Genomic DNA, 18,485 nt, shown 5'->3' with positions numbered 1-18,485 from the left:
TCATTAACTATTTTTTATGACTAACCCACCAATGAGATCTACTACCGATTCACTGGCATTTAGTAGCGCTTCTAGTTGATCATAAACATTTTTCCAACGGATCACCTCAATTGGATTTTGTTCGTTTGTAAATAGCCCTTTAAGAGAATCACTGTATAGTTTATCAGCTTTTCCTTCAATTTCGCTGACCTCATCGATCATTAAACGTAAGGTTTTAGAATTCTTAAACTTCGCAAATTCTTTCGTTGCAGTTAAAACCCCCGCTGTTGATTCGACTCCATACGTAATAAACACCCTAGCATTTTCATTTAAATCCTTCACAACCAGACTGCTAAGCAAATAAGCAATGCTGTTGATTGTATCTAATACATCATCTAAACGTTGAGTTATTTCAACAATATCTTCCCGATCGATAGGGGTTATAAACGAAACGTATAATTCACTTAAAATTTTCTGAACGATCTGATCGCCTTCACGCTCTAGTATATGGATTTTTTCAGCTTCACTTTCAAGTTTTTCTAGTGAATAGTCTATTGCGATCATTTCTAACAACTCAGCCGCCTGATGTGCGTTTTTTGCTAAATGCTCTAATTCCCCAAAATAATCAAATTGCTTCTTTCTAGCCATTTTACTCTCTCCTTAAAATAGTGCTATAAATAATTTTGCCATAACAAAGGCAATGACTCCGCAACCTGGAAACGTCAAAATCCAAGCAATCAGCATTTCTTTTACGATTCGCCAATCAACACTTGATACACGTTTTGAAGCGCCTACACCCATGATTGCAGTCGTTTTCGTATGAGTCGTAGAAACAGGAATACCAAACATAGAAGCCGCAAACAAACAAACCGCTGTACTTAAATCAGCCGCAAATCCTTGATAACGTTCTAATTTCACCATATCCATCCCGACTGATTTAATGATTCTCATACCACCCACAGATGTACCGAATCCCATCGTAACAGAACAAAGTACCATGACCCAAATCGGAATGATAAACCCTGAACCAGATTTTTCTGCTAGATTATTATAATAAAGTCCCAACATGAATACGCCCATAAATTTTTGACCATCCTGAGCTCCATGTAAAAAGGCATTGGCAGCTGCACCAAATGCTTGTCCATAAGTAAAAACTTTATTCGCAGTTCTCCTAGCTACACCTTTGAAAAGGATTACAATTAGCTTTGTAACAAGAAAGCCGCCACCAAATCCCATTACGGTGGAAACAACTAAACCAAGCAGTACTTTGGCCCACTCAGAACCGTTCACTGCACCGATTCCGCCTAAGGCCATGGCAGAACCTGTCAAACCAGCTATTAAAGCATGACTCTCACTTGTTGGAATACCAAAGTACCACGCCGCTACTGACCATACAACGATTGAAAATAGCGAGGCAGCTAAAGCTACCTGCGATGCATTTCCGTGTGCATCAAAACTTACGATGTTACTGATCGTTTCAGCTACTTGTGCATTAAAATACGTCATTACCAACGCACCAAAAAAATTCATGACCACTGCCATCCAAATCGCTACATTTGGTTTTAAAACACGAGTAGAGACAGCGGTTGCAATTGCATTTGGCGCATCTGTCCAACCATTGACGAAAATAACCCCCATCACAAGCGTAACTGTTACAACTAGAGCAATATTCACATTGACACCACCATTTCATTTTTCCCCTGTTATGATAGCATATTTTTTATAAAAAGTATCTATTTTTCCAAGCAAACTCAAATTCTAATTGAATTTTTACTCAACAATATCAAGAATTTTACTGTTAAGGAAAAAAACTTGTCATCTTTTATTGCAATGCCTGTTTGGATTAGGTATAATGATTAGTGTTGAATTACATATGGATTTTCCTGTGTAAGACCTTAATTTATCGGAGGTGAAAGAAATGCCAAATATTGAATCTGCAATTAAACGTGTACGTACTAACGCTAATAAGAATGCTCAAAATTCATCTCAAAAAAATGCAATGCGTACAGCTATCAAGAAATTTGAAGATGCTGTAGCAGCTGGTGCTGACAATGTTGATGCGTTATATACAGAAGCTATTAAAGCTGTTGATATGGCTGAAACAAAAGGATTAATCCATAAAAACAAAGCTGGCCGTGACAAATCTCGTCTAAGCAAAAAAGTAGCAAAATAATGATTTTTTAGAAGCTAACATGGAGTTAGCTTCTTTTTTTTGTAAAAAAAGGATCGAGGCAGAAATCTACCTCAACCTTTCTTTTTAGTAAAAAAATAAGTACGCTTCATAGCAAAGTTTCATTCTGGAGCTCAAGACCTTTTCGATCGATCTGAATCCAGTATTCAGAAATCTTTCCTTCTTTAATTAAATAAATAGCACTTGCAAGCTGGATGATTATTTTGCCTTCACTCGTTTGACCAGTTTGTTTCCAGCGGACAAATACTTTATTTTTCTCTGCCAGTATTTCTTGAATCTCTAATTCAAATTCCCCATAAGATTCCAACATCTCTTCTACATGCTCGATGTAATCTTGCGGTGATCTGGTTACAGTATATTCATTTTCCGACTGAACTTGATGAGCAATTACACGTTGATGCATAAAGTCATGAGCTGCTTGAAGCTTCTTTCCAGAACGAACATCGTGAAAAAAAGCTTCAATTATCTTTTTAGATTCATTCAAAAAGACCCCTCCAGATAATTTTATCTTGTAACTTGTCCAGATAGCTTAAGGATAAATAATTCAAAAAGTAACTCTTTATCCATCTTGCCTGTTTTCATTAAGAAGTCATTCTCAACTAATTCGTCATAAATGGCTTCCAAGCGTTCTAATTCAAAACGCCGTACTTGTTGCAAAGCTAATTTTACGCGATAAGGATGGATTTTCAATGTATCAGCAATATTTGCTTGTTGATACCCTAATTTTGCTAAAATTTTTGTCTGCAAAAATAATCGGATTTGATTCAGCAAAATCGCATTTAATTTGATTGTTTCTTCACCTTGAAGTAATAGATCTTCATACAATTGAATGGCTTTTTCGCTGTGACCAGATAAAACATCATTTGTTAGATCAAATACATTATGCTCCAAGGATTTTGGTACTAGTTCTTTAACACTCGTTAATGTAATTATCTTCGTGTCAGAAGCATATAAAAATAATTTTTGTAATTCCCCCATTACTTTTGATAAATTCAAATCTGTCAGTTGCAACAATAAATCAAATGCTTCCGGGCGGATCTCGTATCCTTCACTTTGAATTGTTTGTTCTACATATTGCCTTACTTCACGCTCGCCCATTGGATTAACATCAATAGTTTCAGCCTGCTTTTTGATAGCTTTAGTTATTTTTTTTCGTTCATCTAATTTTTCAACATTTGCAATAAAAACTAAGATCGTCGTTGGCGAAGGTTGCTCTAGATACTTAAGCAAACTATCAATATCGTGATCTAGTCCATTGCTTTTTCTTTCTGCAGTTAAAAAATATGGATTCTCAATAAAAACTAATCGATAATCACCGAAAAAAGGAATTGTTTCAGCCTCTTCCATAGCCGTAGATAATGGGACTTCCTCCATATCAAAAGAAGAATAATTGAATTGATCATCTTCTGTTTTGATCAATTGGCTCATCAACTCTGTTTTAAATAATTCGCTTAAATAGCCCTCTGTTCCTTGAACTAAATAAACTGACGCAAAATGCTGCTGCCGCACTTGTTTTAATGCTTCTTGTAAGTTCATACGTTCCCTCATTTCTCTTTTCCATCCTATCACGTCATTTCAAGAAATGCTAGTCTTCTTCCATAACAATCTTAGCAGATGACATGTTTGAAAATGGCGTCCATTCATAGTAGATCATACCGTTTTTGTTTGTTTGAAAAATATCTATATTGGCTTGCTTCAAGACGGTCAGCGTTTCTTCATGAGGATGCTTGAATCGATTATTTCTTCCACAAGAAATAACCGCATTTTCAGGGTCAATTTTTTGAATAAATAAAGAATCTGACGATGTCTTACTGCCATGATGTCCTGCTTTTAATACATCTACTTTTAATCCTGGATATTGCTCAATTAAGCGTTTTTCTCCTTCCCTTTCTAAATCGCCGGTAAATAAGAAGCTTTTGTTCGCCGTTTTGGCATAAACGACCATTGAATCTTTATTTTCTCCGGTTCCCGGACTGTCTGGGGCAAGTATTTCATGAAAATCGAATGGCTGACCTCCGCCTGTCCTACTATTGGATAACATTTTGTCCCTTTGCTTTTAAGCTGATTAAGCATATGTCGAAAAGCGGCCTTATTTTCTGTCCCCACAGGGAAATAAAGAGAACGAATAGGTATTTTTTTATCAATTGCTAGCAAATCGCCGCAATGATCAATATCGCCGTGACTGATCAATACTTTATCTAAATATTTTACTCCCTTACTCTTTAAATAAGGAATGACAGAATAATCCGCATTTGTGGCTTGCTTTGATCGAATAGCCCATTTTTCTTTTCCAAACTCAACTTTTCCACCTGTATCGATCAAAATATTCTCCTGATGAAACGGTGTTTGAATAAACATACTGTCCCCTTGTCCGACATCAATAAAAGCAATCGTACCATTGGGAGAAAAATGCTTATTATACATAAGTAAAAAAAGACCGATTGCTATAACATAAGCTTTCTTTGAGCGCTCAGATAGCGTGTGAAGAAGTAAAAAAAGCAATATACAAGCAACTAAAAAAAGCAACGGAGAAAAAATGCCGGTAACGACCGTCAATGTACTATAACGGCTCAACCAGTCAAAGACAGATTGCTGGATCAAAAAATAAATTTCTAAGCTATCACTTAAAAATTTTATATTTACAACAAAGGAACTCAATAAGCTAAGACTTAATACTGGTAAAATAAATCGCTCAAATACTGGTAGCAATAAAAATGTAAACAAACTGCTTGTTACCTGCCATTCAAAAAATGTTCGTCCCATTAGCGGGATCATTGTAATGTTCAACAAAAGAGAAAAACAGTACATTTTAAGATAGCGATTATTGATTCGTTCCGTAATAGGTAGGACATATAAGATAAAAAAAGAGAGCCCATAACTTAATTGACCACCCACAGAAAACAATAAGTATGGTCGAAAAAGCAAGCCAATTAACAAAGTTATGCTCCAACAATCCAGTCCTGATAAATGCCAGTTAAATCTACGGCTACTTCTAGATATCAGGCTTTGCAGTAATGCCCGCACAACACTGATCGAAAAGCCAGTCAATCCAGCATACACAATGGAAAACAGTACTTGCAACCAAAACAGTCGCTCGACTGTAATCCCACATCTTAACAATAAATAGCGAAAACTCCCAACAAAAAAAGTCACATGCATTCCTGATAAACTAAATAAATGAAGAATGCCCAAATTGGCTAGGACGTCTTCTTTTTGAGAAAACTCACTGGACTTAAACCCAAAAATCAATGTTTTAAGATACAGTGCGGTTTCTTTTAAAAATGTCGAGTCACAATAATCGATAGCTTGTTTTCTTATGCTGCTCAACTGAGCAAAAATTTGATAAAATTTAGGGCTTTCAGTTGTAAGTTTATGAATGTTGCTGATTGTTAAGGTTTGGTAGATCCCCTTTTCTTTTAAAGATTTGCGATAATCAAAACCGTTTAGATTCGTTTGTCCAAGAGGGGTTGTAAACTCACCTGAAAGCCTGATTCGTAGCGGCTGATTGATTTTTCTCCACTTTTGAGCGTCCTGTTCTGTTGTAAATCGATAAAATGCAATTACTTCTCGTTGTTCTTTTTTCTCTGTTAAAAATTTTCCCTTTAACTGGAGACGATCACCATCGACTTTAAATTGATCAGGCAATGTAAATAACTCTCCTGTTACATCAGTTTTCTCTGGAAAATTTAATTGCCTTTCTTTATTCAATGTCCACAGACACGAAACGGCAATAATCAGGATGCACATAAAGCTAGCACTAATGATCGCTGTACTACGTGTACAAAGAACCCGATAAACAAGATAAAACCAAATAATTCCAATTAAAACACTTGGTTCTATAACAAAAAAAACAGTTCCTATCGTTACTAATACTGGAAAAATCCAGTAATTATTGATCCGTTTGAGGTGCTTCTTCCACTGAAGCAATCTCATCTTCTCCTAATTGTAATTCAGCAAAGTATTTCTTAGATAAGGTTACTTGATCCACTGTTGCACCCACTTGCTTAATTAAAGCCAGCGCGTACTCATCATTACGATAATCTTTTAAATAATGAATTTTTTTGATCCCCGCCTGTAGAATCATTTTAGTGCATTGTAAACAGGGAAAATGAGTCACATAAATCTCTGCTCCATCTGTCGGTATACCGAATTTTGCACATTGTAAAATGGCATTCATCTCGGCATGGATCGTCCGGACACAATGACCGTCAACAATATAGCAGCCGTCATCAATACAGTGAACATCGCCACTAACAGATCCATTATATCCTCCCGCAATGATTCGTTTGTCTCTAACAACCGTTGCACCAACTTCTAGTCTTGTACATGTGCTTCTCAAAGATAGCAGCACACTTTGTGCCATAAAATATTGATCCCAAGGGATTCTTTCTAGTGTCATGATTTACTCCTTTTAGTAATGTTTTATTTTTTTATTATTTTTGCTGAATTTAAATTAAAGTAGGATAACACAAATAGTAAAGTATAGAAAAAGTCTCGTCAAGAACCGGCAGCAGATATTTGCAAAATAATTGTCTTTCAGCTTTTGAAATCTAAGTATTCTATTAAGTTGTGATTGAATCCTTTAACTTTTCAAAGGTCTTCTCACCAAACCCTGAAATATTTTTTAAATCCTCAATCGATTTAAACCCGCCATTTTCTTCACGATATCGAATAATCTCTTGAGCCTTCTTTTGCCCAATACCTGATAGTGTTTGTAGTTCAGTCTCATTTGCTTGATTCAAATTGACTTTACTTATATTGTTACTTTGTTCAGTCAATGAATCACCGCTTTTGTTAGCTACTTGGATTTCTTCTCCAATCTTTGGAACATAAATCACCATCTGATCAGTAATTCTTTCAGAAAAATTAACTTGCTTTGTATCTGCCTCCTCACTCACCCCACCAGCCAGCATCACAGCATCCCAGACACGCATGTTAACAGTTCCTTCATACATTCCTGGTTTTTTCACAGCACCCTTTATATCGACGTATATTTGCTGAGAAATAGATTTGGTCTCTAGCGTTGAAGATGAGTTGCTTGAAGCTAATGCTAAGTCTTCTTCAGCACGTGGTTCTGGTATAGATTTAACTAAAAAAAAGAGAACCACACTGCAGACAATGATACTCAAAATAACTCCGCCGATAATATATTGCTTATATTTTTGTAACACTCTACGATAATCCATCATTTCCCTCCTTCAAAGTAAAGATACGCATTATTTCTTTTTTTTCATGATAGAAATAGTGAAAGTTCATCGTATAATAGGGTAAGAAGGTGATAACAGATGGAAAAGGAAATTGTTGCATTATTGATAAAAAAAGATTTTTTGGGGTTGGAGAAATTTATTGATCTGCTAGGCACAGATATCATTAAGTGTATCCAGGCAATCTTAAGCCATTCGGAAGAAATCAATTATCGCAAAGAGGTTGAAAATGAGGTGTTTTATCGTATTTGGCAGAAGATTTCTACTTACGATGCTGATAAGAGTAGTTTGAAAACGTGGAGTTTAACGATTACTAGAAATATTTGTCTGGATAAAAAACGTTCGATCATCCGTGAACGGAACATTATCCCTATGGATCAGTTGCCTGAGAGTACTTTTGAAGAGGATTACTTTGAGAAAGAACATTTTCTAGAGTTATTAAAACATTTAACAGCAGAAGATCAGTTGATTTTCTTAAAATATTATTATTATCAAGATACGCCGGATGAAATAGCCAAGATGCTAAAAATTAATGTCTCACAAGTTTATAATCATCTTTCCCGTGGGCGTAAAAAAATGAAAGAAATCATTGATCCAACCATATAAACAAATATGTTTACAGACTAGAACAATTGTTAATTCAAGGAGGAATTTAAGATGATCAACCCATTTAAAATTGTGATTAACCAATTAAATAATGAAATACGCGCCGACTCAAAAAAAGAACTAAATGCACAGCAAAAGAAAAAATTATTCAATCAAACAAAAATGTATATTTTTTTACAAGATTTTATAGAGAAAATCAAACCTTATTTAGAAGAAGATGAAACCATTCAAGCTTATCTCCCTATGACAAATGACGGGCAAAATGTCTCTGCTGTGGGACTTGGATTACTAGGTATGTATCACCCCGAATCAGAGGAAGCCAAAGCTTATGTGAAAGATTTTAATGATCTTAGGGGAAATCGTCTGCTTATTTTCACTGATCAACGAATGATTTTTACTACGATCATTGAATTTTTAGATCAAAAGACTTTTTTCAGCTATCCTTATACGACGATCAAGGCAATCACCCTGAAAGAAAATAAAACAAGTTACTTTGACTGGGATGACTCTTTCCCGCCTAAACGGGTGGCTCTTTTCAGCTATACTTTTGACTTCGAATCAGAAAACCATATTTTTTCAGAAATGCTAGGCCAACGGGACGCTGACATTTTAAAACGACAATTGTCTGACATTCCTGGACTAAAAGAGATTTTTGTTACGACAAAATTTACCGCAAACGAACATTTGACAGAATCGTCAACAACCCTGTTTTAGCTTATAGATTAACATTTTACTTTTTTAACATTCTTGCGATAGTTGCTTTAGCGCTCTTTGCTTTAGGTGGATTTTTCCATATAGGACCTTTTAAACATCTTTTCGACTTTTCAACTGCCTCGGTCATCCAAACGCTTATTCTTCATTTTTTATAATTGGATATGCACAAAGTAAAAAGGAGCCCTAGACAAAACTAGAAATCAGTTTTGTCTAGGGCTCTAAATCCGAATAAACGATGGGAACAGCTGTAGGTCCATTCCACATAAAAATTTCTTATTTCTCTTTCAATGTTTCAAGGTAATTTAAGGCATCTTGTACATTTTTTATAGGCACGATTTTCATGTTTGTACCGATTTTTTCAGCAGCAGCTTTTGCTTCTTCATAATTTGTTTGAATGCCAGGTTCGGCTTTTTTCATTTCTTTAGTGATTTCATCATCAGGTGCAAAGAAAATTTCGGTCTCGTTTTTACTAGCAGTCACGACTTTTTTATCGATACCACCAATCCGACCAACGACGCCTTTTGTATTGATTGTTCCTGTTCCAGCGATTTTATGTCCTTTGCGGATTCCTTTTTGAGTCAATTGCTCGTAGGTTTCTAATGTAAACATCAGTCCTGCTGACGGACCACCGATATCTCCTGCATCGATTTCAACTGGAATTGAAGAATCGATTTCAGTATGATCAGTCAAGCCGATTCCAATACCTGCTTTTTTATCCGTTGGTAGTTCAATTAACTTGCCGTTCGCCTCTTTTGATTTTCCATCCTGTAAATAGCTTACCGTAACTTCTTGTCCAACTTTTTGTTTTTTACATAGTCTACAAATTCTTCACTGCTTTTAAATGTTTTACCGTCTATTCCTGTTACAGTATCTCCAACTGAGATCTTCCCTTTAAAATTAGAATTATCTTCAATTGCTAAAACATAAACCCCTTTGAATTTCATTTGATAAGGAACATCAGCCAGTTTTAATGCTTGCTCGATCGCAGCATTTTTTGAAGAGTCCATATAATATTGTTGAATACGCTGATATTCACTATTTGTACTAGATCCCATCAACTCTTCTTTACTCACTAGTTCTTGAAAATCAGAAAACTTAGCTTTTAAAGCAGAGCCTAATGTTGCTTTGCGAACGCCCACAGTTGTTAAGTAAAAGGCTCCTGATTCTGAATCTTTTTCATTATTCACTGTAACAAATTCTTTTAAATTCTCCGTTGTCCCTGGTCCTTCAATATAATAAGGGATCGGAAATATCATGACAATAATCAGTAAAACGACCAAAATAAACGGCAACATTGATTTGATCGATACCTTTTCTTCATGCTTATTCTTCATTCGGCTTCATCTCACGATTCTTTTGATTTAATGCTTGATTAATAGATTTTGGCAAATATGCAGAAACATCTCCGCCAAATTTCAGGACTTCCTTTAACAAACTTGAACTAACATGAGCATACGCTTCATCTGCTAATAGAAAAACAGTTTCTAGTTCAGGAGCTAAATGATGATTCATCATCGCAATATCTTTTTCATATTCGTAATCCTTCACATTTCTGATTCCTCTAATTAAAAAATTCGCCCCTAATTGTGCAGCACTTTCAACGGTGAGTTGGGTTTCTTGAGCGATTACTTCAACATTTTCTAAATCAACGACTGCTTCTTTTATCAAAAAAAGTTTTTCTTCTAACGTAAAAAGAGCCGTCTTATTTGTATTCACAAAAACACCAATAATTACTTTATCAAATATTTTTGTACTACGTTCGATCAGGTCTAGGTGTCCATTTGTTAAAGGATCAAAGCTTCCTGGAAACAGTGCGATCTTAGTCATTGACTACCTCCTGCTTATAAATTGTTATTTGGGTAATCCCGTAAGTTGTCTCACGAGTCTTCACTAAAGTACCAATTGTTTCAGGAAGCACAACAGATTTATCTGTCTCGCAAACGATCAGAGCATCTTCAGTTAGTAAATCATAAGCAAGCATTTGCGAGATTTGCTTTTCGATTTCCTGTTTAGCATAAGGTGGGTCTAGTAAGACTAGCGTTAACTTAGTGCCAGCTTCTTTCAGAAATTCTAATGCTTTATTGGCATCCATTTTTTTGATAACAAATTTTTCTGATTCTTTTGTTACAGCAATATTTTCTTTAATGATTTTAATTGCAGCGAAATTTTTTTCAATACAAATAGCTCGATCCATTCCTCTGGACACCGCTTCGATCGCAAGACTGCCACTACCAGCGTACAAGTCTAAAGCCGTTCCTCCATCAAAATAGGGACCGATCATATTGAAAATTGATTCTTTTACCTTATCAGTTGTGGGTCGAGTATTATCACCATCTAATGCTTTTAAACGTCGTCCCCCGTACTCTCCAGAAATAACTCGCATCTTTTAACGCTCCTTTACATCTTGTTTCTATATCATTCATAGTATACCAAGTATACAGAAAAAAGATGAAAAATGTTTGACATTCGTTCACATTTTTCATCTTAGATTTTACACATTTTCAGCTAAACGGATCTGGGTACTTAACTCTTCGACTTCAAATCCTTCTTCTTTCTCATATTGATACGCCGCTTTTGTCCCAATTTTTTCAGCGAAGTTCATTTCTACGTCTGGACGGTATGAACGTTCTACTTTACGAACAAAATGCAGACCATTGATCTTAGCTTCCGAGCTTTCAATGTCTTCTTCGTTCATGTAGATCACTACATACTTCATTCGACGAGAAACATAATGAATCGCTCCGTAGCGTTTTAACGTTTTTAATTGCTTTAAGCTATATACCCAAACAACCAAGCAACGGCGCTTTTGGATCATAAATTCTTTTTCCTCATTAACTTGCATGGCAACTACCTCCGCAACCTGAATGTTTCCCTTTTTCAAAGAAAGGATTTCCAGCATCTACTTTAATATCATCTGAAATCGTCTTAGCTACTGCCATCCCTACTAAATCTAAGATCGTTTGAACCTCTGTTTCAGAAAAACGAAACTCAGCTACTTCTTCACTTACATCTAATGCTCGCTTAGCTTGACGCACTGCTCGTTGTTTTGTGCGAAAATCTGGCGCATGGTTTCCATAGGCCTCGATTCGCTCAAAGGAATCTTTCGCATCTAAAAAAGTTTTTTGCTTTTCCTGAACATCTTTTGAGTTATACATTGATTGGCGATTTATTTTATAAGAGACAATACTGTCACTTGCCAAAATTGCTTGTACAAGTTTTTCTGTCTGATCTTCTATTTCAAAAAGTTTCTCTGTCACTATCATACTTATTCACTTTCCTCTGTTTGAGATATTTCTTTTTCAGTTTCTTGTAATAAGACTAACATACTTGCTTTAGAGAATGCAACGCCGATGTTTTCCTTGTCTTGATGTGCAAAGCGGGAATAATACAATGAATCAGAAAACCATGATAGCACGGTAAAACTTGGATCATAAACTGGTTCTATATACATGCCTGTCGCCTTTTTTTTATCCACTTGTCCATTTTTAAGCAACTTTTGATACTCATCATTTGTCAATGTAAAGAGCGCCTCTGAAGTCATTTCCTCTTTACTAAATTGCCATGCCTCTGCTCTTTCTGGTGAAAGAATTGCTTTTTGATTGTTAGCTAGTGTTTCAAATAGTTTTTGAGCATTTTTTTGGCTTTCAGTATTCGCCCGATAAATAGGCAGACCTTCTTTTAGCTTCAATAAATTGATTACTCGAATCACTTGGTTACTTTTAACAGCATCAAACCCTACTGTTTGTTCGGTTATAGGCAATGGAATGGCTTCACCTTCAAGCAATTGATAGGGCATCAATGTCAATAATGTTTTCTTATCTAAGTAAGTAACAGCAGCTAGTTTCCCAGTGCCATGATTGAAAAATAAAATTGCAAACGTCTTATTATCGAATGCAACAAGCGGACGATAATTCATATCTTCTTCCATTAATTCAATATTATAGTTATTTTCTTTATATGTAAATGCAAAGTTTGAGTAAATAGTCATTAATTCAGAAACATCGGATAACTCCATGCCCGTTGAAAATGGTGCTGTTTTTTTTGAATCGTTGAACGCTTTGATTGCGGAAATCTTATTATCTTGTATATTAACTTCTAGATAGTCTGTATCCTTTTCGCCGTAGATCCATAGTTCATAATCCATAGCGGTTTTCAATTTTTCACTAGGCTCTCCAAATTCAGTTATGAAATCATCTGTTTTTTCACCTATGTAGGTTGCATAACCTGAAGTTTTAATTTCTTCATAGGGTAAAGCAGTATGGGAAACAAGTTGTTTCCCACTATCTGCTTCTTGCGGCATTCTGTCAGTGGGAAAAAAGACTGGCTGTAAATAGCCGCCAATCAGGACTACAAAGAAAACGCCTAAGAAAGCTAAAAATCGTTTCATCTCTTTCCCCACTTTTCGTTTAATTTTCTTTTACTTCTATTAATAGATCACCAGAGCTGATCGGTTCCTCTTCAAAAACGTAAATATGTTCAACAATACCGTCAAAACGCGCTTCGATCGTTGTTTCCATCTTCATCGCTTCTGTTACTAACAAAGCATCTCCTTTTTTAACTTTATCTCCTTTATTCACTAAAACTTGGAGAACAGAGCCTGACATTGTTGCGCCAATTTGCTCTTTATTGGTTGGTTCTGCTTTTCGTTTTGCTTGAACAGACGATTTGATAGAAGTATCTTTGATCACTACTTCACGGCGTTGGCCGTTTAAATTGAAGAACAACACTCTATTGCCTTCAATATCAGGATCACCAATTTCATCTAAACGAATGATCAATGTCTTACCTTTTTCAATTTGAACCTCTACAGATTCTCCTTGACGAATTCCTTGGAAGAACGTTGGCGTATCCAATAAGGTCACATCACCAAAATTTTGATAAGAGGTACGATAATCCAAGAATACTTGAGGATACATCAAATAACTCAAGATCTCTTCTAATTTTGGTTCATAGCCGATCTTTTCAGCCAATTCTGTTTTTACTTTATCAAAATTTACAGGCGCTGCCAAACTTCCTGGTCTTTCAGTAAAAGCTGGACGTCCTTTCAAAATAATTCTTTGTAGATCTTTAGGAAATCCCCCTACTGGTTGACCTAAATCGCCTTGGAAGAATGTCACCACGGACTCAGGGAAACTCAAATCTTCTCCATTAGCGTAGATATCTTCTTCTGTTAAATTATTTTGAACCATGAACAGTGCCATATCTCCTACAACCTTTGAAGAAGGCGTCACTTTTACGATATCCCCAAACATCAAGTTGACGGTATGATACATTTTTTTGATATCATCCCACTGATGACCTAAACCAACAGCTTTCGCTTGTTGTTGTAAATTAGAATACTGTCCACCTGGCATTTCATGCATGTAGACTTCTGTCTGAGGTGCATTCAAGCCATTTTCAAATGGTTGGTAATACATGCGAACATCTTCCCAGTAATGGTTGATTTTTTGCGTATTATCGATATTGACGTCAGGTGTACGATCACCATTAACTAAAGCATAATACAAACTGCTCATACTAGGCTGACTTGTTGCACCACTCATTGCACTAGTTGCCACATCGACAATATCAACTCCAGCTTTAGTTGCAGCTGAATACGTGATAATACCGTTACCGCTCGTGTCATGAGTGTGCAAGTGAATCGGTAAATCAGTTGTAGCTTTTAACTCACTAATTAAGCGATATGCTGCTTGCGGTTTTAATAAACCAGCCATGTCTTTGATTGCAATAATATGCGCACCCATTTGTTCAAGTTCTTTGGCCATATTTTTGTAATACTCAACATTGTATTTTGCTCTAGAAGGATCATTGATATCCCCTGTATAACAAATAGCAGCTTCTGCAATTTTGCCTGTGTCTCTGACTGTTTGAATACTTTTTTCCATTTGTGGTAACCAATTTAAGCTATCAAAGATACGGAAAACATCAATTCCTTGTCGTGCTGATTCTTGAATGAATTCTTCAATAACATTATCAGAATAATTTTGATAGCCGACAGCATTCGATCCTCTAAACAACATTTGTAATAATGTATTTGGCATTAATTTACGGATTTTACGCAGTCTTTGCCATGGATCTTCATTTAAGAAACGATAAGCAACATCAAATGTTGCACCGCCCCACATCTCACTAGAAAATAGCTCCGGCAGTCCTTCACCTGTCAAGCGTGCAATTTCTTTGAAATCTTGTGTTCTTACACGAGTTGCCAGTAAACTTTGATGCGCATCACGGAAAGTTGTATCAGTCAATAAAACATTCTCTTGTTTTTTGATCCAGTCAACAACACCTTGTGCGCCCGCATCATCTAAAACATTTTTAGCAGTCACATAATCACTTCGTAATTCCAGATCCGTTGGAATCCGCGGTGCATCAAAGTATTTTTTCGTAGATTTTTCAATTCCTGGAAAACCATTCACAGTTACTTCACCGATATATTTCATCGTTTTATTGCCACGGTCTCTTAATTTTGGAAATTCAAATAATTGCGGTGTGTTATCGATAAAAGTTGTTTTTGCTTCACCTGATTTAAATTCTGGATGAGCAATCACTTTGTGTAAGAACGGGATATTAGTTTTGACACCACGAATTCTAAATTCTCTTAGGCAACGTTCCATTTTTTGAATTGCTTTTTCAAAAGTGAAGCCATGAGTACAAACCTTCACTAGTAATGAATCAAAATATGGCGTAACTACAGCGCCTGAATAAGCATTTCCAACATCAAGCCGAACTCCAAAACCACCTGGTGAACGATAGGTATCGATTTTCCCAGTATCTGGCATAAAATGATTCAACGGGTCTTCTGTAGTAATACGACATTGGATCGCAGCACCATTTAAAGTGATTTGCTCTTGTTGTGGAATCTTCATATCTTTATGCAAATCAAGTCCCTGAGCAATTTGAAGCTGAGAAACTACAATATCAATATCTGTGATCATCTCAGTAATCGTATGTTCAACTTGAACACGAGGATTAACTTCGATGAAATAAAATTGATCCCCCTCAACCAAAAATTCAACTGTTCCAGCATTGACATACCCAACATGTTTCATTAATTGGACTGCCGCATCACAAATCTCTTTTCGCTTAGCTTCATTCATCGAAACACAAGGCGCTACCTCTACGACTTTTTGATGACGACGCTGAACGGAGCAATCACGTTCAAATAAATGAATGACATTGCCATGTTTATCACCAAGGATTTGAACCTCAATATGTTTAGGGTTAGAAATATACTTTTCTACATAGACTTCATCAGAACCAAAAGCCGCTTTTGCTTCACTTTTCGCTCGTTCATAGCCTTCTCTAGCTTCTTTTTCATCATGAGCAACTCGCATTCCACGGCCGCCGCCGCCAAGTGCTGCTTTGATCATGATTGGAAAGCCATGTGTTTGGCCAAACGCTAAAACCTCTTCAACTGTAGCTACAGGTCCGTCAGTGCCTGGTATTGAGGCAATTCCTGCTGCTACTGCTGCATCTTTGGCTTTGATCTTATCGCCAAAAATATCTAAGTGGTGTAGTGTTGGACCCACAAAAATCAGCCCTTCTTCTTCACAACGACGAGCAAACTCTAAATTTTCAGAAAGAAATCCGTAACCTGGATGAATCGCGTCCGCACCAGATTTTTTTGCGATCCGAATAATATCCTCCATATCAAGGTAGGCTTCGATCGGTTTTTTACCTTTACCAACTAAATAGGCTTCATCTGCTTTAAAACGATGAACAGAATATTCATCTTCTGCTGCATAGATTGCTACTGTCCCGATGTGCATCTCTGTACAGGCTCTAAAAATTCGAATTGCAATTTCTCCACGATTTGCTACTAAAACTTTTTTCATTCTTTCACTCCTACCCGTTTAATGTGGCAAAAACATACTTACTCACTCCAAAAACTTTCTATCAGTTAGAAGAAAGTTTTTCTGTTTCGCCTTTTATTAACCTTCATTTATTTATTAATTACCAAGTAATTGGTATTCTTGGTCCATTTTTTGCTTTTTCTCATCTGCACTGATATTCAATACAAATGCCACAGCAATTGAAATGATCAATACACTGTTTCCTCCTTGACTTAAGAAAGGAAATGTTACACCTGTTAGAGGGATGACTCCAGTAATCCCGCCAAGATTGATAAATACTTGTAATAACAGCATTGAACCAATACCGATACACATCAACGAATTAAATGGTTTCTTAGAACGTACACCCACTAATATGATCCGAGCAATCATAAACATCAAGATTGCCAGTATAATCAGTGCAACAAATAACCCTAATTCTTCAATTGTAATAGCGAAAATAAAATCTGAATGAGCTTCAGGTAAAAAACCTTTTTTCTGAATACTATTTCCCAGACCTTTTCCAAACCAGCCACCATTATTGATAGCATAATAAGAATTCGCTAACTGATGCCCAGCATTTCGTTCATCTTTAAATGGATTTAAAAAGATAGCGAAGCGTTGATAAACATACTGATATCTGTCTGGAATAAAACTTCCACCAGTTAAAAGCAACGTTTGAATAACTGCAATACTTCCTAGAATCCCAGCACCACCGACCAGATAGGTATACATATAATTTATGCCGCTAGCAAGAACCATGATAATGACCAATAAAGTTAAAATTGCAGCGTTCCCTAAATCGGGCTGAATTGCTACAAGGAAAATTAAAAAACCAACCAAAAGCATTGGTCTAAACACAGCTTTTTTAAATTCTTTATCGATGTATTTCTGTCTCCGCCCTAAAATATAGGCTAGATACCAAATCACCATGATCTTTAGATATTCAGCAGGCTGCATTGAAAATGTACCAATTTGAATCCAGCCTTTGGCACCATTGATTTCAGCGCCTAACTTTGTAAAACGAACAGCTAGAAGCAATACAGAAATGACTACGATTGCAAACATAATAAATCCTTTGATTTGAAACACAGTGGTTTTCATCTTATAAATAAAAAACATTGCGATCAAGCTTAGTAGCCAAAATTGTAATTGGGTGACAACCATCCCTGTAGGTGGCTTTCCTTGTGAAACTAACAAAGAGGATGTTGAACTATAAACCATAATCAATCCCACTGCACTAAGGACTAAGTACGGGATTAAAATACTATAATCTAACAGATGCCTCTTTTTTATCTTGTTCGGCAAAGTTTAAACCTCCTTGCCAATCTCTTTTTTTTCTTGTCTTTCCTCATAAACGTCACTATATAATTGGTTAAGCTCTTTTTCTAAATCACTTAGCAATTGATGTCCTTGTTTTGAACTTAAAATACCTAATCGGATGGCATATGTCACTTGACGAGAGAAACCATACATTTGTGTATCTACGACTTCCTCAAAGGCCTTACATTGGGAAATACATAGGCTATTTTTTTGATTACGGATCAACTTCAAGATCCTTTGTGCATCATCGTTTAACAGCTGAACGGCAAAATCTTTTGAAATGGATTCCATTTGCACTAAACCTCCCATCTTAATTATGTAATTATAGCATAATTTGTCTGATTATTAACAGAAATTTTCTGAAAATCCTCTGTTTAAAATTTTTTTTAATTTTTAACAAATGGAAATGGACAGAAATCTCATTATTTTTACAGCATAAGAAAAAGAAACGTGATCTTTGCGTAAATTTAAACCTGACAATAGGTCGCAGCTATTTTGTTTTATAGAAATTCTATTATTAATAGTAACAGAATCTATTTTAAGATGCTATTAAAGTCCCTAGACGAAGATTTTATTGTATAAAAAAAGACCCTTAAAAAGTAGAACTTCAACTCATTCTTTAAGGGGCTTTGCTTT

Annotated in this window: 19 protein-coding genes and 1 pseudogene; 3 read left to right on the top strand and 17 right to left on the bottom strand. The window is 36.0% G+C overall.

Annotated elements, in window-relative coordinates; genetic code table 11:
• Nucleotides 1–3: 3 nt before the first annotated feature.
• Together V192_RS0102350 and V192_RS0102345 are read right to left on the bottom strand one after the other, a co-directional pair.
• Entirely contained in the window at nucleotides 4–627 is a 624-nt protein-coding gene (locus V192_RS0102350; protein WP_025868773.1) for a DUF47 domain-containing protein, read from the bottom strand.
• Nucleotides 628–639: 12 nt separating this feature from the next.
• On the bottom strand, nucleotides 640–1,617 hold the full coding sequence (locus V192_RS0102345) for an inorganic phosphate transporter (RefSeq protein WP_128080794.1): 978 nt from the start codon (nucleotides 1,615–1,617) through the stop codon (nucleotides 640–642).
• A gap of 280 nt (nucleotides 1,618–1,897) precedes the next feature.
• Here V192_RS0102345 and rpsT point away from each other — a divergent pair, with 280 nt between their 5' ends.
• Nucleotides 1,898–2,152, top strand: coding sequence for a 30S ribosomal protein S20 (rpsT, locus tag V192_RS0102340; protein WP_025868771.1), 255 nt, complete (start codon nucleotides 1,898–1,900; stop codon nucleotides 2,150–2,152).
• A 106-nt stretch (nucleotides 2,153–2,258) separates the two neighbouring features.
• On the opposite strand, the gene V192_RS0102335 is transcribed toward rpsT, so the two are convergent.
• From V192_RS0102335 to V192_RS0102315, 6 genes are all read right to left on the bottom strand, one after another.
• Nucleotides 2,259–2,654, bottom strand: coding sequence for an ester cyclase (locus V192_RS0102335; protein ID WP_025868770.1), 396 nt, complete (start codon nucleotides 2,652–2,654; stop codon nucleotides 2,259–2,261).
• Nucleotides 2,655–2,674: 20 nt separating this feature from the next.
• A complete protein-coding gene (holA, locus tag V192_RS0102330; protein ID WP_025868769.1) occupies nucleotides 2,675–3,706 on the bottom strand; it encodes a DNA polymerase III subunit delta in 1,032 nt (343 codons plus the stop codon).
• A gap of 49 nt (nucleotides 3,707–3,755) precedes the next feature.
• Nucleotides 3,756–4,115 (bottom strand): ComEC/Rec2 family competence protein, encoded by a 360-nt coding sequence (locus V192_RS21865; protein WP_239644550.1) that lies wholly within the window; start codon nucleotides 4,113–4,115, stop codon nucleotides 3,756–3,758.
• Nucleotides 4,061–6,097 (bottom strand): ComEC/Rec2 family competence protein, encoded by a 2,037-nt coding sequence (locus tag V192_RS21095; RefSeq protein ID WP_239644549.1) that lies wholly within the window; start codon nucleotides 6,095–6,097, stop codon nucleotides 4,061–4,063. The genes V192_RS21865 and V192_RS21095 overlap by 55 nt, the downstream gene beginning before the upstream one ends.
• Complete coding sequence (locus V192_RS0102320; RefSeq protein ID WP_025868768.1) at nucleotides 6,060–6,569, bottom strand: ComE operon protein 2; 510 nt, start codon at nucleotides 6,567–6,569, stop codon at nucleotides 6,060–6,062. Before V192_RS0102320 ends, V192_RS21095 begins: the two co-directional genes overlap by 38 nt.
• Before the next feature lie 163 nt (nucleotides 6,570–6,732).
• Nucleotides 6,733–7,356, bottom strand: coding sequence for a helix-hairpin-helix domain-containing protein (locus tag V192_RS0102315; protein WP_025868767.1), 624 nt, complete (start codon nucleotides 7,354–7,356; stop codon nucleotides 6,733–6,735).
• 99 nt (nucleotides 7,357–7,455) lie between these two features.
• Between V192_RS0102315 and V192_RS0102310 the strand changes: the two genes are divergently transcribed.
• Nucleotides 7,456–7,980, top strand: a complete 525-nt coding sequence (locus V192_RS0102310) for an RNA polymerase sigma factor (protein WP_025868766.1) — start codon at nucleotides 7,456–7,458, stop codon at nucleotides 7,978–7,980.
• Nucleotides 7,981–8,031: 51 nt separating this feature from the next.
• Nucleotides 8,032–8,694: a PH domain-containing protein gene (locus tag V192_RS19060; protein WP_239644548.1), complete on the top strand. Its 663-nt coding sequence runs from the start codon at nucleotides 8,032–8,034 to the stop codon at nucleotides 8,692–8,694.
• A gap of 273 nt (nucleotides 8,695–8,967) precedes the next feature.
• On the opposite strand, the pseudogene V192_RS19055 reads toward V192_RS19060, so the two are convergent.
• The 9 genes and pseudogenes from V192_RS19055 to V192_RS0102260 form a co-directional block, all read right to left on the bottom strand.
• Nucleotides 8,968–10,028, bottom strand: a pseudogene (locus V192_RS19055) (SepM family pheromone-processing serine protease).
• A complete protein-coding gene (gene coaD, locus V192_RS0102295; RefSeq protein WP_025868765.1) occupies nucleotides 10,018–10,521 on the bottom strand; it encodes a pantetheine-phosphate adenylyltransferase in 504 nt (167 codons plus the stop codon). The pseudogene V192_RS19055 and the gene coaD overlap by 11 nt, the downstream one beginning before the upstream one ends.
• Nucleotides 10,514–11,077 carry a 16S rRNA (guanine(966)-N(2))-methyltransferase RsmD gene (rsmD, locus tag V192_RS0102290; protein WP_025868764.1) on the bottom strand — a complete coding sequence of 188 codons (564 nt, stop codon included), beginning with the start codon at nucleotides 11,075–11,077 and terminating at the stop codon, nucleotides 10,514–10,516. The genes coaD and rsmD overlap by 8 nt, the downstream gene beginning before the upstream one ends.
• Nucleotides 11,078–11,185: 108 nt before the next feature.
• Nucleotides 11,186–11,536 (bottom strand): YlbG family protein, encoded by a 351-nt coding sequence (locus tag V192_RS0102285; RefSeq protein ID WP_025868763.1) that lies wholly within the window; start codon nucleotides 11,534–11,536, stop codon nucleotides 11,186–11,188.
• Nucleotides 11,526–11,957: a YlbF/YmcA family competence regulator gene (locus V192_RS0102280; protein WP_025868762.1), complete on the bottom strand. Its 432-nt coding sequence runs from the start codon at nucleotides 11,955–11,957 to the stop codon at nucleotides 11,526–11,528. The genes V192_RS0102285 and V192_RS0102280 overlap by 11 nt, the downstream gene beginning before the upstream one ends.
• Before the next feature lie 2 nt (nucleotides 11,958–11,959).
• Nucleotides 11,960–13,081: a CAP-associated domain-containing protein gene (locus V192_RS0102275; RefSeq protein WP_025868761.1), complete on the bottom strand. Its 1,122-nt coding sequence runs from the start codon at nucleotides 13,079–13,081 to the stop codon at nucleotides 11,960–11,962.
• Nucleotides 13,082–13,100: 19 nt separating this feature from the next.
• On the bottom strand, nucleotides 13,101–16,529 hold the full coding sequence (locus tag V192_RS0102270; protein WP_025868760.1) for a pyruvate carboxylase: 3,429 nt from the start codon (nucleotides 16,527–16,529) through the stop codon (nucleotides 13,101–13,103).
• 114 nt (nucleotides 16,530–16,643) lie between these two features.
• Nucleotides 16,644–17,834: an FtsW/RodA/SpoVE family cell cycle protein gene (locus V192_RS0102265; RefSeq protein ID WP_035010697.1), complete on the bottom strand. Its 1,191-nt coding sequence runs from the start codon at nucleotides 17,832–17,834 to the stop codon at nucleotides 16,644–16,646.
• 3 nt (nucleotides 17,835–17,837) lie between these two features.
• Complete coding sequence (locus V192_RS0102260) at nucleotides 17,838–18,140, bottom strand: Fpa/YlaN family protein (protein WP_025868758.1); 303 nt, start codon at nucleotides 18,138–18,140, stop codon at nucleotides 17,838–17,840.
• Nucleotides 18,141–18,485: the final 345 nt, after the last annotated feature.

The sequence above is a fragment of the Enterococcus crotali genome (genome assembly GCF_000633635.1).
Taxonomy (GTDB): domain Bacteria; phylum Bacillota; class Bacilli; order Lactobacillales; family Enterococcaceae; genus Enterococcus_L; species Enterococcus_L crotali.
This window is presented reverse-complemented; position numbering and strand designations above follow the sequence as displayed.

Excerpts from the sequence above, each read along its gene's own strand:
- V192_RS0102350 (WP_025868773.1), bottom strand. The coding sequence starts at position 627 with ATGGCTAGAAAGAAGCAATTTGATTATTTTGGGGAATTAGAGCATTTA.
- V192_RS0102345 (WP_128080794.1), bottom strand. The coding sequence starts at position 1,617 with ATGGGGGTTATTTTCGTCAATGGTTGGACAGATGCGCCAAATGCAATT.
- rpsT (WP_025868771.1), top strand. The coding sequence starts at position 1,898 with ATGCCAAATATTGAATCTGCAATTAAACGTGTACGTACTAACGCTAAT.
- holA (WP_025868769.1), bottom strand. The coding sequence starts at position 3,706 with ATGAACTTACAAGAAGCATTAAAACAAGTGCGGCAGCAGCATTTTGCG.
- V192_RS21865 (WP_239644550.1), bottom strand. The coding sequence starts at position 4,115 with ATGGTCGTTTATGCCAAAACGGCGAACAAAAGCTTCTTATTTACCGGC.
- V192_RS0102320 (WP_025868768.1), bottom strand. The coding sequence starts at position 6,569 with ATGACACTAGAAAGAATCCCTTGGGATCAATATTTTATGGCACAAAGT.
- V192_RS0102315 (WP_025868767.1), bottom strand. The coding sequence starts at position 7,356 with ATGGATTATCGTAGAGTGTTACAAAAATATAAGCAATATATTATCGGC.
- V192_RS0102310 (WP_025868766.1), top strand. The coding sequence starts at position 7,456 with ATGGAAAAGGAAATTGTTGCATTATTGATAAAAAAAGATTTTTTGGGG.
- V192_RS19060 (WP_239644548.1), top strand. The coding sequence starts at position 8,032 with ATGATCAACCCATTTAAAATTGTGATTAACCAATTAAATAATGAAATA.
- coaD (WP_025868765.1), bottom strand. The coding sequence starts at position 10,521 with ATGACTAAGATCGCACTGTTTCCAGGAAGCTTTGATCCTTTAACAAAT.
- rsmD (WP_025868764.1), bottom strand. The coding sequence starts at position 11,077 with ATGCGAGTTATTTCTGGAGAGTACGGGGGACGACGTTTAAAAGCATTA.
- V192_RS0102285 (WP_025868763.1), bottom strand. The coding sequence starts at position 11,536 with ATGCAAGTTAATGAGGAAAAAGAATTTATGATCCAAAAGCGCCGTTGC.
- V192_RS0102280 (WP_025868762.1), bottom strand. The coding sequence starts at position 11,957 with ATGATAGTGACAGAGAAACTTTTTGAAATAGAAGATCAGACAGAAAAA.
- V192_RS0102275 (WP_025868761.1), bottom strand. The coding sequence starts at position 13,081 with ATGAAACGATTTTTAGCTTTCTTAGGCGTTTTCTTTGTAGTCCTGATT.
- V192_RS0102270 (WP_025868760.1), bottom strand. The coding sequence starts at position 16,529 with ATGAAAAAAGTTTTAGTAGCAAATCGTGGAGAAATTGCAATTCGAATT.
- V192_RS0102260 (WP_025868758.1), bottom strand. The coding sequence starts at position 18,140 with ATGGAATCCATTTCAAAAGATTTTGCCGTTCAGCTGTTAAACGATGAT.